At 48.8% G+C, this 15,105-nt stretch carries 13 protein-coding genes and 1 riboswitch; of the genes, 1 reads left to right on the forward strand and 12 read right to left on the reverse strand.

Going from position 1 to position 15,105, the window contains the following annotated elements; genetic code table 11:
• Positions 1-410: 410 nt before the first annotated feature.
• The 4 genes from ACSR9A_RS20270 to ACSR9A_RS20285 all read right to left on the reverse strand — a co-directional run bounded on the left by ACSR9A_RS20270 (position 411) and on the right by ACSR9A_RS20285 (position 4,548).
• Positions 411-995: a hypothetical protein gene (locus ACSR9A_RS20270; protein ID WP_473759194.1), complete on the reverse strand. Its 585-nt coding sequence runs from the start codon at positions 993-995 to the stop codon at positions 411-413.
• Positions 996-1,113: 118 nt separating this feature from the next.
• A complete protein-coding gene (locus ACSR9A_RS20275) occupies positions 1,114-2,082 on the reverse strand; it encodes an EamA family transporter (protein WP_473759195.1) in 969 nt (322 codons plus the stop codon).
• Positions 2,083-2,164: 82 nt separating this feature from the next.
• Positions 2,165-2,291, reverse strand: a riboswitch (purine riboswitch).
• Positions 2,292-2,356: 65 nt separating this feature from the next.
• Complete coding sequence (locus tag ACSR9A_RS20280) at positions 2,357-3,604, reverse strand: MFS transporter (RefSeq protein WP_473759196.1); 1,248 nt, start codon at positions 3,602-3,604, stop codon at positions 2,357-2,359.
• A 197-nt stretch (positions 3,605-3,801) separates the two neighbouring features.
• The gene (locus ACSR9A_RS20285; protein ID WP_473759198.1) at positions 3,802-4,548 is read right to left on the reverse strand and encodes an RNA polymerase sigma factor; all 747 of its coding nucleotides are present in this window, start codon (positions 4,546-4,548) and stop codon (positions 3,802-3,804) included.
• Positions 4,549-4,838: 290 nt separating this feature from the next.
• Here ACSR9A_RS20285 and clpP point away from each other — a divergent pair, with 290 nt between their 5' ends.
• Positions 4,839-5,423 carry an ATP-dependent Clp endopeptidase proteolytic subunit ClpP gene (clpP, locus tag ACSR9A_RS20290; protein WP_341282624.1) on the forward strand — a complete coding sequence of 195 codons (585 nt, stop codon included), beginning with the start codon at positions 4,839-4,841 and terminating at the stop codon, positions 5,421-5,423.
• A 314-nt stretch (positions 5,424-5,737) separates the two neighbouring features.
• Here clpP and ACSR9A_RS20295 read toward each other — a convergent pair whose 3' ends face one another.
• The 8 genes from ACSR9A_RS20295 to nikA all read right to left on the reverse strand — a co-directional run bounded on the left by ACSR9A_RS20295 (position 5,738) and on the right by nikA (position 14,990).
• Positions 5,738-6,250 carry an acyl-CoA thioesterase gene (locus tag ACSR9A_RS20295; RefSeq protein WP_341282623.1) on the reverse strand — a complete coding sequence of 171 codons (513 nt, stop codon included), beginning with the start codon at positions 6,248-6,250 and terminating at the stop codon, positions 5,738-5,740.
• 55 nt (positions 6,251-6,305) lie between these two features.
• Positions 6,306-7,265, reverse strand: a complete 960-nt coding sequence (locus ACSR9A_RS20300; protein WP_341282622.1) for a nucleoside hydrolase — start codon at positions 7,263-7,265, stop codon at positions 6,306-6,308.
• A gap of 168 nt (positions 7,266-7,433) precedes the next feature.
• Complete coding sequence (gene ilvB / locus ACSR9A_RS20305; RefSeq protein ID WP_473759199.1) at positions 7,434-9,164, reverse strand: biosynthetic-type acetolactate synthase large subunit; 1,731 nt, start codon at positions 9,162-9,164, stop codon at positions 7,434-7,436.
• Between the two features lie 748 nt (positions 9,165-9,912).
• Entirely contained in the window at positions 9,913-10,692 is a 780-nt protein-coding gene (locus ACSR9A_RS20310) for an ABC transporter ATP-binding protein (RefSeq protein ID WP_473759201.1), read from the reverse strand.
• A 38-nt stretch (positions 10,693-10,730) separates the two neighbouring features.
• Positions 10,731-11,537: an ATP-binding cassette domain-containing protein gene (locus ACSR9A_RS20315; protein WP_473759203.1), complete on the reverse strand. Its 807-nt coding sequence runs from the start codon at positions 11,535-11,537 to the stop codon at positions 10,731-10,733.
• A 42-nt stretch (positions 11,538-11,579) separates the two neighbouring features.
• Positions 11,580-12,446: a nickel transporter permease gene (gene nikC / locus ACSR9A_RS20320; protein ID WP_473759205.1), complete on the reverse strand. Its 867-nt coding sequence runs from the start codon at positions 12,444-12,446 to the stop codon at positions 11,580-11,582.
• Positions 12,443-13,384: a nickel ABC transporter permease gene (gene nikB / locus ACSR9A_RS20325; RefSeq protein ID WP_473760177.1), complete on the reverse strand. Its 942-nt coding sequence runs from the start codon at positions 13,382-13,384 to the stop codon at positions 12,443-12,445. Before nikB ends, nikC begins: the two co-directional genes overlap by 4 nt.
• Positions 13,385-13,388: 4 nt before the next feature.
• Positions 13,389-14,990, reverse strand: a complete 1,602-nt coding sequence (gene nikA / locus ACSR9A_RS20330; protein ID WP_473759207.1) for a nickel ABC transporter substrate-binding protein — start codon at positions 14,988-14,990, stop codon at positions 13,389-13,391.
• Positions 14,991-15,105 lie beyond the last annotated feature (115 nt).

Genomic DNA, 15,105 nt, shown 5'->3' on the forward strand with positions numbered 1-15,105 from the left:
AATGAATATAAAAAGTAAATAAGGGTTATTTTGATAATCTTTATAAAATGCCTGTTCTCCGATTCCAGAAAGGAATCCCACAGGCTACAACGAAAAAGCCGGAAATTTTCATTCCCGGCTTTCTGTTCCTTATTTTTCAACTAAAGTAAAGGTATTCATTTATAGATAAATACTGATTTATCAGGATTCCTAGTCAAGTAAAGGGACTTAATAGCGTTTCTCCTTGGCCTGCAGGAGCGCAGCCGCATGATTTTCGCAAGTGAAAAATGCAGCGTTTTGGCTAGCAAGTGTCGACTGTACTTACTAGCCAAAATTTCACCACAATTCAAAAGTAGAAAATTCTAAAAAACAGAAAAAGCCTGATTGCTCAGGCTCCCTCCTTCATTATGGCAGTATCACATCGTGAGCAATTACTTGTTCCGCCTGCCGTAGCGACGATAAACGATCACTCCTACTGCAATAACCAGCACCAATAATGCGATACCTATCACAATCCTGCTTGATGAGCTGCTTTCTAGATTCTGACTACTCTCTGCAGTCCTCTCGGATATGGGCGTCGTTTGCTGCTTAGCTACCGATTCTTGTGCTTTCAGATCCAATTCCTTGTCCTTCAAAAAAGCCGCCATTTCCTTATTGACTGGCGTTGTCATGGAAGGCGCGCATAGCGGATGCTCCCATTTCCCATCCTTCTCTTTCAGAAAAAAGAGATACTCCACGCCCTCTTCGCTCGGCCCATTTAAAGCTCCCCAGGTCGGATCTTCTGATACGGACAGTGTGCGTGCTTCAATTCCCTTATAGCTAGTGCTCACGGTCAGTACAAGCTTATTGTCACTGGCAAAGATCGTTTTGTATCGTTCATTTACTTTAGCAATAACGATACCGTCATACCAATCAAAAGCCTCAGCTGGTGTTCTCATCTGTGCGCAAGATAACGCAGACACCTGTGATGGGAGCAGCCACAATAGCAGGAGCGACAAAATCAGCCATTTTTTCAATCCTTACACCGCCTTTTTGCTACAGACGGAAAATTCAGCTAAATGTTTCAAAGTTTGATAAAAAAGAAGTTATGCCTTTTGAAAATCTGCCCCTTTTTAATAAAAAAGCAAGCGCTAGTTAAGCAGCCATTGTACGCTGTGAACGCCCTTTAAAGCGTTTCAGCTCTGGCAGCAAAATGCCCATCAGCACGACAACGACGCCCACCCATTGCAGCATGCTTACATGCTCATTCAATATAAGGGCCGACATCGTGACAGCTACAGGAAGCTCGGCTGCGCCTAATACGCCAGCCATGCCTTCACCAATATGCGGCACTCCGATTGCGAACAGAACAGGCGGGATAAACGCACCGAACAGCCCTAGCAGGAAACCGAACACGAGCAGTTGACCCCAAATCAAACCATTAAACAGAAACATTGGCGGGAATAAAATAAACACAAGCAGCAAACCGCCAGTAATCATCCAAGCACTGCGGTAAGCCGGATGTACAGCTGGCACCGCTTTGCCGCTGAACAAAATAAACAAGGAATAGCTCACGGCGGACAATAAGCCGAAAATGATGCCGATCCAGTTGAACTGGGCAGCGCCGTCCTCCATAATGCCGGCAGCAAGCAGCGTGCCTCCGAACAAAACAATCAATGCTAGCATCATAACGCCTTTAGGACGTTGACGCTTGCTGAATGCTTGAATCAATACGCTGATCCATGTAAATTGAAACAATAAAATAATCGCCAGCGAAGCTGGAATATAACGAAGCGAATGATAATACAACAAGCCTGTTATAGCTGTCGGCATACCCGCAAGCATTAGCAACACTCTGCTTTTCCACGTCAGCTTAGCGGCAAGCGCCTTGGCAGCCTCGGCCGCTTGAGTAACAGGAGAAACTGCGTTTGGAGCCGTACGGGCTTTGCGCTGCTCCCGCTGTTTCGTATAAAAAGCCAGCATCCAGGCCAAAATAAATCCCGTCAGCAGCTGCGCACCAACCACTTCACCTAATTGGTAGCCTTGACCATAGGCAAGTACCACGATTGTAGATAACACACCGTAACTAATCGCACCGAATAAAACCGATAATAAATACTTCATTTGTGTCCTTAAACCTCCTTGATTGTCTCTCTAAACTTTCCCAGACAACACAAAAATCCTAACCACATAGCAACGATCAATACAGCTTGATCCTTGTTATCGTAGTTAGGAAGTAAAGGCTTCCTGTAGATACCCCCGACCTGTTCTTATATCCAGCTGCAGCTGAATACGGCTTACGAGGTTATACGAAAAGAAATATATGGTTTGATGCCTTGCTGTCATCTGATGTTAGATCGTAATTCATTCTACATCTTACATGACAAGTAAGGTGGTGTCAATTGTTTTTCATTGAAATATTATGGGAAACCGCTTCTGACCTGATCCAGCCCCGCTTTTTATGTTTTGCAGCCGTCGTCATGCTAATGATCAAATATACGAGTAAAAAGATAATCATGACACCAGCAGCGCAGCGATACATCATTTCATAGCTCGTCGCTGAGGCAATGGTGCCTAATAAAATAGCCCCTGTCGCAACACCAAGATCCGTTGCGTTATAGAACATGCTATTCACAGCTCCATGCTGCTCCGGACTTGAGCTGCGCAGCATCCAAGCTTGAATCGTTGGCTGGACAGCGCCGAATCCTAGACCATACAGCAGCGCGGATATGATCAGCAGCGAAATGGAAGTCGTAAACGACAGCACCGTCAAGCTTGCAATGACACATAACGCACCAGGAATAAGCACTGCGGCATGGCCTTTGCTGTCAAACAATTTGCCGGAAATCGGGCGAACGATAATAATCGTCACCGCATTAAATAAGAAAAACAAGCCGATCTGGTTGATCGCAAGCTTTTCACCATACAAGGCGATAAAGCTTAATATCCCGCTGTATGTTATCGACAGCAGCACATTTAATAGCGCGGGAAGCACAAGCTGGAAATTAAAGGGCGGCTTGCTTGCGGCAGCCCTTTTCCGCTCCTCCTGGCTCTGGCGCGGAGGCTCTGGCGGAAGTGGACGAAACCATATCAGAATCGGGATAACGAGCAAAATAGCTGCCGTTCCGGTTATGCTTAACGCCTCAAAACCGAATTGCTTCCAAATATTCAGCCCGATCATGGGGCCAATGGACATCGCAATGCTGGTGGACAAGCCAAAATAGCCAATCCCTTCCCCAATACGCCCAGCGGGAATAATTTGCGATACGAGTGTGGGAATAATCGTACTGGCTATGCCAAAGCCAATGCCATAAAATACACGCATGATGAGCAAGGAGCCTAAGGATTCAGCCGCGATATACATAGCGGTAAAAAGGGCAGCAAGCACAATGCCGAAGTACAAAATGGCCAATCGAGGCATTCTTTTCATCACAAACGCCGTCATAAAACGCGTTAAAATCGCAGAAACAGCAAACACGCTCGTCACGAGGCTGACAGATACGTCACTCGCCATAAAAGTGCTTTTCGTATAAGCCGTAAGCGGAGAAAGCAAAAGCTGCAAATTAAAGAAAACTAGAAAAGAGCAGACGGTTAGCGTAATAAATGCAGTAGTCCATAAGCGCGGGCGTTGTTCCTGAGATAGCATGCCGTTCCCCCTCATTGATGCATAACTCACATAGTTGACTTAGGCAATTATAATTCAGGCAACTATTACTGTCAATGAAAGCGGCATGACTTGGATCGTTTGTTAGACACTGGACTGCACTCGCTAATGATTAGAAATTAATCAGCTACTCATGCACAGTTAGCTTTTTCACAAACCGATAGCCCGTAATTTAGCGATTAGGCTGCATGGTGTATAAAAGCATATTCCAGCGCCATATTCCGCGCTTCTGCTGGAACCGTCTGGCGCCGTGACGCAAGGCGCCCCAGCTCATGCTGGGCCATGTGGATGGCCAGCTCTGGATCATTTTCGCTAAGCTGCATTAAAGCGGCAACTGCCTTCATATTGCCTGACAAATAGGCAGAGGCCAGCGCCCGTACATAGGTTTTCATTTGCTCCTCCTGTGGCTGGGGCAGCCCATCCTGAAGCAGATGCTGGCGCACAGCTATAAGCGCTTGCCTGGCACGGTGCAGCGCCGCTTTAACAGCCCCATCTGTCATCCCCAAAATTTCCGCAGCTTCGATGCTTGAACAACCGTATACGTCCCGCAGCATAAAAACAGCCCTTTGAGCCGTTGTCATATGCTTCACCAGCACATGAAAAACAATCTCAAGCTCGCTAGCTTCTTGATTATTTATTGCGATTTCCTGCTGATGCAAATGCAGCAGTTCTCCGCTTATTTTTTGCCAGACTGCTTTTCTGCGGGTTTGGTCGATCCAGCTATTTTTGGCAATGCGCCGAAGCAGCGCCTCGGGATTCTGATGGCTGGCGGCATCCGCAGCGAGGCTCGCCTTCAGCCACGATTCCTGCGCCAAATCTTCGGCATCCCAGCTTGAGCCTGTCAGCGAGATGCTGTACTTGCGCAAGCCTGCAAGCTGCTGCACGTTATATTCGTTCGGTAAGGCGGTTTTGTTTTTCAAACGCATGGGACACGCTCCTCTTAACCAGATTCCGGGCGAAGACGCAGCAGAACCGTTTATTTTAAAATATAGGAAAGGATATGATTTTCTCATCCTTTCTCTATATTTCTCGGACTGAAACGCGCCGCGCCGCCAAAGGACGGAGACAGCCGTTTCACCTTGTAAACGAATGAAGTCCCTATTAAGATACGCGGATGAGCAAAAAAAAGCTTGCAGTGCTGCATATCCTTTTCGCCCCCGATAATCGTTTACTAAGTGAAAGCAAATATCCAACGGAATAAATGGAGGTATAACCTATGACCAATTATGTGCCTTACGTAGTGGAGCAAAGCGCGCGCGGCGAAAGATCCTATGATATTTATTCACGGCTGCTGAAGGATCGCATCATCTTTCTTGGCTCAGCGATTGACGACCAGCTCGCGAACAGTATCGTTGCCCAGCTGCTGTTTCTCGCGGAGGAGGATCCAACGAAAGACATCAGTATCTATATTAATAGTCCGGGCGGCTCTACTTCAGCAGGCTTTGCCATCTATGACACGATCCAATATATTAAGCCGGATGTCAGTACGATATGTGTGGGGCTTGCAGCATCCTTCGCCGCTATTCTACTGCTTGCAGGTGCTGAAGGCAAGCGCTTTGCCCTGCCCAACAGCGAGGTAATGATCCACCAGCCGCATGGCGGCGTTCAGGGCCAAGCAAGCGATATTGCGATTTCTGCCAATCGGATTATTCGTATTAGAGAGCATCTCAACCAGATAGCCTCCGCGCGAACCGGCCAGCCGCTGGAGAAAATCCAGCTGGACATGGACCGCGATTATTTCCTCTCCGCAGAGGAAGCGGTACAATATGGCATAGTGGATCGCGTCATTACTACCTTATAATAGAAGGACAGCAACGCCCCTTCCGGCTTATCGGCTAGAAGGGGCGCTGCTGCTATTCCGATTCTATTTAACCGCGCTGCCATTGCGTCGCCATGACTTTCGCTCTCATCTGCTTTATAATAAAGAAAGAATTGATGAAAGTTGGTGTCCATGTGAGCGGCAAAAAAGCAGTTTATATCGTTCTAGGCATATGTACAGGCCTCGCCTTGTTTGTATACACATGCATTCAGTACGTGCTGTCCTTGCGGCCTTAATCGCAGCAGCGATACAAACCGCAAGCACAATCTATACATTCTGGCAGCTATCATTTACACTCAGTCCCAAGGATGCTTTACCGTCAAAAATTCAGCAAAGCGTTTACTCTGCTCGCGGCGGGTACGGCGCATTTCTGCCCGCTGCTCTGCTGTTTCAAATAGCTTAAGCTCCTCTTCCGTTTCGGGAACGACCGCTGGCACCACAACCGGACGCTTGTCCGAATCAAGCGCAACGAATGTCAGAAAGGACGTCGCCGCCACTTCCCGCTCTCCACGCAGCAAATCCTCTTTCACCACTTTAACGAACACTTCAATGGAGGAACGTCCCGTCCAAGTAACGAACGCTTCAAGACATACGGAATCCGTAGGGCGGATGGGATAAAGAAAATCGACCGAATCCGTCGAAGCGGTAACAACGGATCGGCGGCAATGCTTCGTCGCCGCAATGGAGGCAATATCATCGATATAGGCCATCAGTTTCCCGCCAAACAGCGTATTATGATTATTCACATCTGTTGGAAACACCCTTGCTGTTTTATAACATCTAGATTCCCGCGAAAAACGCTGCTCCATCTGCCAAAATCCTCCCTTAATTACGTACACGTAACTTATCTTTCATTATCTAGCTTTATTCGCTCCAGAATACCGACATCATTTGGCGAATCGCTCTGGCCGAATCCACCTCAACGCAAAACTCCACACTTCTGCCCACAGATGGACGTGGTCTTCTGTCTGTTACAATCATACCCGCTGTCAGCCCGCTGCTGCAATCGACGACGGCGTTAAATTTTTGTGTCGTAACGAGCGACGGATTAAGCGCTACAAGAACGGCAAGCGCATCATGCATCGGACATTCCTCAATAAAATAGTTCACCTTGCGGTAAAATTCAAAATAAACGCCAAGCGATTCATTCAAAAAGCGGATGATTGCTTGCTTATTTTCTGGCGCGTAGCGCGCAAGCTTCTCCAAATCAGCCCCGGTAAGCCTTGTAGGCACAGTCACATCAAGCCCGACAATCGTGAGTGGCACATTCGATGCAAAAACCGCAGCCGCCGCTTCAGGATCGGCATAGATATTAGCTTCTGCAACTGGCGTGACATTGCCGGGTGCAAACAGCGTGCCGCCCATCGTCACCACCTGCTTCAGCTGCCCTGCAAGCTCAGGCGCTTTTTCCAGCGCAAGCGCCAAATTCGTCATTCTTCCTGTCGTCACCAGAGTGAGCTCTCCTGGATTTTCCGCAGCTTTGCGAATAATGAAATCGACCGCATTTTCCTTCAGCGGCTGTTGAGAGGAAGGCGGAAGATGCGCATCTCCAATACCATTATGCCCATGAATATGCGCATCCGTTCCACGCGAAGGCCTTACGGTAGGCGCTACCGCCCCTGCTGCAACTGGCACCTCGTAGCCGCAATTGGCAAGCTGTACTACTCTTAGCGTATTATCTGTAGCTTGCTCCACCGTCGTATTTCCGTACCCTGTCGTAATGCCCTCCACCTTAATTTCAGGAGAAAGCAGCGCGTATAAAATCGCGATGGCATCATCGACCCCAGTGTCTACATCGAGTATAATTCGTTTTCTGTCGCTCATCGCAAGTCTCCCCTTACCCATTGTGTCGAAGCAGCCATGCTTAAGACTCGGCACCCGCTTCTTTCCTCCTCATTGTAAACGATGAAAGCTGACACTGACAAAGCCTATCTGCACAAAACGACAGCATTTATTTAATCACATAAAACAAATCGCCACTCAGCCGCTTTATTATTCAAAATCTCCCATAATCATCTGATCCAAGGTCGTTCCGGCTAAAACCATCGGATATACATTCTCATCTGTTGGCACGACAAACTCAACAAGTACAGGCCCCGGTGTGTGCAATGCCTCCTCCCAGACGCGAATAGCCTCTTCTTTATTGCTTGCTCTTAGCCCTTTAATGCCATACGCCTCAGCAAGCTTAACGAAATCTGGGCTGCCGGCAAGATCGATCTGGCTATAGCGCCTTTCGTACATAAGCTCCTGCTGCTGCTTAACCATGCCAAGCACTTGATTGTTAATAACAACGATTTTAACGGGAATCTGGTTGATCGCACAAATCGCCATCTCTTGCGCACACATCTGCATGCCCCCGTCACCATTTATGGAGACAACTAGTCGGTCTGGGTTTCCGATTTGAGCACCGATAGCAGCGGGGAAGCCAAAGCCCATTGTACCTAGGCCCCCGGAGGTAATGAGCGAACGGGGATGCTTGAATTTGTAAAATTGCGCGGACCACATTTGATGCTGCCCCACGTCCGTCGAAATAATTGCATTTCCTTGCGTCGTTTCATGAATCATTTCAATAACAAATTGTGGTTTAAGCTCCGTATCGGAATCCTTGTACCTCAAGGGATACAGCCTTTTATTTTGCTGCACTTCAGCAATCCAGCTGCTCGATTGTGAGCTTACCGCGAGCGTATTGGCATATTGCAGCACAGCCTTTATATCTCCGATGCATGCTATGTCCGTTTTAATATTTTTTCCAATTTCAGCTGGATCGATATCGATATGAGCAATCCATTTTGCTTGCGGAGCAAAGCCATCGAGCTTCATCGTCACCCGGTCGTCAAATCGTGAACCTATTGAAAGGATGAGGTCAGCGTTTTGGATAGCCATATTCGCCGCATACGCACCATGATGGCCTGGCATACCCAGCCATAAATCATGTGCACTTGGGAAACCGCCCAAACCAAGCAAGGTCGTCACAACTGGCATATTGGTTTTGTTCGCAAATTCGATAAGCTCATCGGAAGCATTTGAATAAACGACGCCACCACCCGCTATAATAACGGGTTTTTGAGCCTGGGCAATCGCCTCGATTAATCGATCTATTTCCTCATGATTCGGAATCGGATTGCCGTGATAACCGCGTATATGAATTGGGCTAGTTGGCTGAGCCAGCATTTTCTGATTTGAAACGTCTTTTGGTATGTCAATTAAAACCGGACCTTTCCTCCCCGTGCTTGCGATATGAAACGCTTCATGGATAATTCTCGGAAGCTCCTGAGCGTCACGTACCAGATAACTATGCTTCGTTATTGACATCGTCATGCTAACGATATCGGCTTCCTGAAAGGCGTCCGTACCCATAACCGCTGTTGAGACATTACCCGTAATAATAACTAATGGTACAGAATCATAATAAGCAGTCGCAATGCCGGTCACTAGATTCGTCGCCCCTGGACCGGAGGTAGCGATGCAAACGCCCACTTTCCCAGTTGACCTCGCATAGCCGTCAGCCGCATGAATAGCCCCTTGCTCATGCCGGGTCAAAATATGCTTGAAATCCCGATTATGAACCATCGCATCATAAATATACAGGACATTTCCGCCCGGGTAGCCAAATACACAATCTACCCCTTCCATCAGCAAGCCACTTAATAGCAGCTCCGATCCGGTTACCCATTTCTGATCCTGCTGCTGTAATTCGCTCGTAAGTATAGTTGATTTATCCATGTGACTGCCTCCTTGAAATATAAATAGCCCCTCTCATCCGCAAGCGACGGCAAACTTCTGCCATGCTTAAGGGACGAAAGGGGCAATCATTTCGTGGTACCACCCTGATTCACTGGAATCTTGCGATTTCAGCCTCATGAGATAGGGCTATGCCCTACCTGCCGCACGATAACGTGTGCCATTCCGTTTGAGTCTACTTACGGGTGCCCAGCGCACACAGTCTCCGCTTTCCATCAAAAGCTCTGAGATGACGGCATACAAGGATTATGGCAAAGGTCTCAGCACTCCCCCTGCTCTCTGAACATAATCGCTAATGTATGTTTTCTCTTCCTCGCTTTTCCTATTTTTGAAAATAGAAAAACCCCTCTCATCCGCAAGCGATAGCAAACTTCTGCCATGCTTAAGGGACGAAAGGGGAAAAATTTCGTGGTACCACCCTGATTCACTGGAATCTTGCGATTTCAGCCTCATGAGATAGGGCCATGCCCTACCTGCCGCACGATAACGTGTGCCATTCCGTTTGAGTCTACTCACGGGTGCCCAGCGCACACAGGCTCCGCTTTCCATCAAAAGCTCCGAGATGACGGCATACAAGGATTATGGCAAAGGTCTCAGCACTCCCCCTGCTCTCTGAACATAATCGCCTTCGTATGTTTTCTCTTCCTCGCTTTTTAAGATGGTTTTGATAATAGCACAGTTTCTAAAATGTTTCAAATTATAATTTTATATGTTGTTTCAGACAAGACGGCTAGCTCGCCGCCTCCACCAGCAGCTTGGTGTAGAGATGCCGATCTTCATGTGTCAACTCGGAGCTTGCAAACTCGTCAATCATTTCTCCATCCTTCATAACAATCATTCTATCGCTCATATATTGGACGGAGGCTATGTCATGGGAAATAAACAAATAGGACATGCCCAGTGTTTGCTTCAAGCTTTTGAGCAGCTGCAAAATTTGTGCCTGAACGGATACGTCGAGGCTTGAGGTTGGCTCGTCACAGACGAGCAGCTTAGGGTTCAAGCTGATCCCCCGAGCGATAGCGACCCGCTGCCGCTGCCCGCCGCTGAGCTCATGCGGATAACGGGCCAAATGATCCATAGGCAGGCCGACAAGCTCTAACAGCTGCGACGCCATACCGAGCCTATCTGAGCGATCGCCCGTCAGAAAAGGCGGCATTACCTTCGGAAAATTATCAAGCGGCTCCATGATCGAACGCCAAATGGGCATTTTGCTGTTAAGCGCGGCGTTCGGGTCCTGAAATACGACCTGCACATGCTGCCGCTGCTCTCTAAGTGCCGCCCCCTTTAGCTGTAGCAGTGGAACATCATCCAGCCATACTTCACCGCTATCCGGTCGCTCCAGCGCCAAAATCACTTTGCCTAATGTGCTTTTTCCACTGCCGCTTTCGCCAACAACGCCAAGACATTCACCCCTCGCAATTTGCAGCGAAATTTCTTTCAGCGCATAAACCTGCTCCTTCGATTTCATGAAGGTTTTACTTAAACGCTCTACACGCAACAAAGGCTGCACCTGCTGTTCACCTCCTAAATTCCCGTACGTTAAGTCATTTATGTTATATATGGCCTTGCATTCAATAGCTGCTGCGTATACTCATGATGGCAGTGATACAAAATATGCTCTGCTGTATCCAGCTCAACAATATGCCCGTCCTTCATGACGGCTATCGTCGAAGCTCGTTTCACCACATGCCGCAGATCATGTGAAATGAGCAGTACTGCGCAGCCCGTTCGCTTCTGAAGGCTGGAAAGCACATCCAGCACCTTTTCGCCCGAAAGCGCATCCAGCGCCGTCGTCGGCTCATCTGCTATAAGCAGCGAAGGCTGAAGCATCATCGCCGCAGCAATGGCAGCCCGTTGAAGCTGCCCACCGCTTAGCTGGAAGGGATAGCTGCTATAGACACGCTCCGCAGGCAGCCCTACCTGCTCCAGCCATTCCAACGCATGCACCTTTGCCTGCCGCCTTGTCAACTTCTCATGAGAACGCAGCGTTTCATTCATCTGCTTGCCAACCGTAATAAATGGCGTAAAGCTCTCCTGATAATTTTGAAAAATAAATCCGATTTCGCGTCCACGCAAACCTCGCCGCTTCTTATCCGCCCACGCTAGAACATTTTCCCCGCGAAAGCGAATTTCCCCGCTGCCTATGCCAAGCGAGCTGGACATCAAGCCAAGCACAGCACTTGCGGTTACACTTTTGCCGCTGCCGCTTTCCCCTACAAGTGCAAGTGTCTCGCCTCTAGGGATGACGAAGCTGACGCCATGAACGAGCGGGCGCTGCTGCTTCCCCTGGCGCGTGAAAATTTGCAGCTGTGAAACCTCCAGCACTGGCATTTCCTTATCCATTATTTGCAGCATCAGGTCATACGCCTCCTTTCCCTTGCTAACCTCGAATCGATACTAGCGACTGCGGACATCCAGTGCTTCGCGCAGCCCTTCACCGAGCAGATTGCAGGCAATGACGATCGCCATAATGGCAAGTCCCGGATAAATCATGAGCTGCGGCGCAGATTGAAAATAAGGTCGGCCATCATTGAGCATGGCGCCCCATTCTGGCGTTGGCGGCTGTGCGCCAAGTCCCAGATAGGAGAGCATCGAGATGATCATAATTTTCCCAATATCTAGTGCCGCCAGCACGATAACAGGAGAGATTATTTGCGGCAGCAAGTGGCGGCGCAAAATCGTCCAAGTACTGCAGCCCGCAACCTTTGCCGCCAGCACATATTCCTTCTCGCGCTCAGATAAGGCGACGCTGCGCACAACCCGGGCGTAGCCAATCCATTTCACCAGCACAATGGCAAAAATCAAATTAGGCAGGCTAGGTCCGAGAAAACCAGCAAACGCGATGGCAAAAATAAATTCCGGAAGCGCACCCATGCCATCTACAAGCCGCATAATAATCGAATCGAAGCGTCCGCCGATATAGCCCGAAATAAGCCCCAGCGGTACGCCAAGTATGATTACCGTAACAATGACAATGGCTGAGATGCCTAGCGTAAGCTGCGCACCTATAACAAGCCTTGTGAAAATGCATCTTCCGAGATGATCCGTTCCGAGCGGGTATTGCCAGCTTGGGGAGAGCAGCCGTTCTCCCATTTGCACAGTTAAAGGATCATTAGGCACAATAATAGGTCCAAACAGCGCAAGCAGCACGATGATTCCAAGCAAGCCCATGCCCAGCAGCATCGTACGGTTATGCAGCATTTGCCGGCCCATTTGGCTCCGTCTTAGCGGCAGTGAAAGCTCCGCAGTTATTTTCCCATTCATGAGACAGCTCCTTTCCCTAAGCGAATTCGCGGGTCAAGCAAGCTGTAGCTGAGATCAACTAGCAGATTGACGACAACAACGAATAGTCCCGTCGCCAGCACATACCCTTGAATAATCGGATAATCACGTTCAAAAATCGCCTCAAGCGCCAAGCTGCCAAGCCCCGGCCAAGCAAACAGCGTTTCAATGACAACGGATCCTGCGAGCAAATTGCCGAAGCTGACGCCGAACACTGTAATAACCGGAAGCAGCGCGGCACGCAGCGCATGTCCCATTAATATGCGGCGTTCAGCTAGCCCACGTGCCCTTGCTGCTTTAATATAATCCTGGGATAGACTGTCCAGCAGCCCGGAGCGCAGCAGCCTTGCATAGACAGCAGCCATTGCAAAACCGAGCGTAATAGATGGCAAAATCATATGTGCGAAGCTGCCCTTGCCGCTTGTCGGCAGCCACCCTAGCTTTAAGGAAAATAAGTAGATGAGCAGTAGCCCCATCCAAAAGCTCGGAATCGACGCGCCAACAAGTGCGAGTATGCGGGACACATGATCCGGCCAGCGGTTTGGATAGCGCGAAGCGATTAGGCCGAGCGGGAGTGCAATGGCTACCATGACTGCAAGGCCGCTAGCTGTCAGCTGAATCGTCGCCGGCAGCTTATCCAGCAGCTCATCCAGCACCGGACGGCCTTTTAAGTACGAATTGCCCAGATCAAGCTGGATTAGCCCGAGCATCCATTTTCCGTATTGCACAAGCACGGGCTGATCGAAGCCAAGCTCCTCCCGAAGCGCAGCTTCATCGGCCTGTGTAATCGACATTTCATCAGCATGCAGCAAGGTAAGCACAGGGTCGCCAGGAGCGAGCTTCATCAGAATAAAAATAACTAAGGATAAAATAAAGAGTACAAATATGAGTTGAAGCAATCGTTTTTTTATGAGCTGCAGCACGTTAAGACACATCCATCTTGTTTGTAACTAAGTAATATTCTTCAGGTCCTGGTGTCCAACCAGTCACCTTCTTATTCATGCCTACAATTATGTTTGGATAGACCGCATAGGAATGCAGAGCCTGCGCTTTAATTACCGCAGCGGCAGCTTGGGTAAGCTTTACGCGCTGCGCTGCGTCACCCGTAGCATTCAGCTGTGCAAGGATTGCGCTCAGTTCGTCACTGCTAATATTAGCCGGATTAAGCGAACCTCCAACTGTAAACGCCGAATTCAGGAAAAAGCCTCCATCCCCGCGCGGAGCTGTCAAATTGCTGTAAGTGGCCAAATCCCAATCGCTATTATCCCGCAAATACGTATCTACATTTTCAACGTTCTTTATCGTTAACGTTACGCCAATTTTAGCGGCATCGGATTGCAGGAGCTGGGCAATGAGCGGAAGCTCTGGCCGGCCTTTATAAGTAACAAGCTCAAGGGTCAGCGGCTTTCCATCCTTCTCCAGCTTGCCGCTGCTGCCTTGTGCATAGCCGGCTTGTTCGAGCAATTGCTTCGCCTTGCCCGTATCGAGCGGTTGGACCGCTTCCTTGCTGCCGAAAGGCAAATTCGCGTTAAATGGACCATTGGCAGGAGAAGCATTGCCCAGCATGACGTCCTTCGCCATGCTTTCACGGTCAATGAGCAAATCCAGCGCCTGTCTGACCAGTACGTCTTTTAAAGCGGGCTGCTGTTGGTTGTAAAGCAGGAAATGCGCACGCAAGCCAGCAAGCGACTCTATTTTCAAGTCTTGATCCTGTTTAATGACATCGACCATTTCGGCTGGAAGCTGAAATGCTAGATCGGCCTCCTTCGCCTGAAGCGCCAGTGCCCGTACATTGCCGTCCTCATTAAATTTGAACGTAATTTCTTCAAGCTGTGCGGCACCATCCCAATAGCTGTCATAACGGGCCAGATTGATTTCCATATTCGGCGTGAAGCCTTTTACTTGAAAGGGCCCCGTACCGACTGGCGCCTTATTAAACGCTTCTGTACCCACTGCTTGCTCAGCCGCCACATCGATAATGCCGCTATATGGATTTACAAGCTCAGATGGAAAAGCTGGCAGTGGCTCCTTTGTCGTAATGGTAAGCTCTTGGCCTTCCGCCTTCATAGAAGCGATCTTAAGTGTCGTGTCCAGCGCCTTGTTCACGCCTATGCCGCGTTCAAGCGAAGCTTTAACAGCAGCCGCATCAAGCTTGGCACCATTATGAAAGGTAACGCCTTCGCGGATTGTAAAACGCCACGTTGAGGCATCTACCGACTCCCATTCGGACGCTAGCCACGGCTGAAGCTCCAGCTTGTCATCCATACGTACAAGCGTTTCAACTACGCCCGCTTTCAAAACAATATAATCATTATGCGGGTCCAAACTTCCGCTCTTAAAATGGTAGAGCAGCGTCAGCTTTTTTCCCGCTTTATTTTCCGCAGCAGCAGTGCTTTGACCAGCATTTCCGGTCTCCGATGATGGATTTCCAGCTTTTCCGCAGCCTGCAATGACCATAGACAGAACGAGCAGCAGGATGGTGAAAAATAATCGTTTATTCGTTTTATTCCCCTTCAATAACAGCATAACCAAGCTCCCTCTCCCTTTCGGGCATATCTTTCGCGCTAAATATATGTAATCATTACGATTAGTATTCAAATAAAAAACGAGCGCTTTAGCTCGTTATCTATTCGTAATATTT

The sequence above is a fragment of the Paenibacillus sp. R-74696 genome (assembly GCF_055814915.1).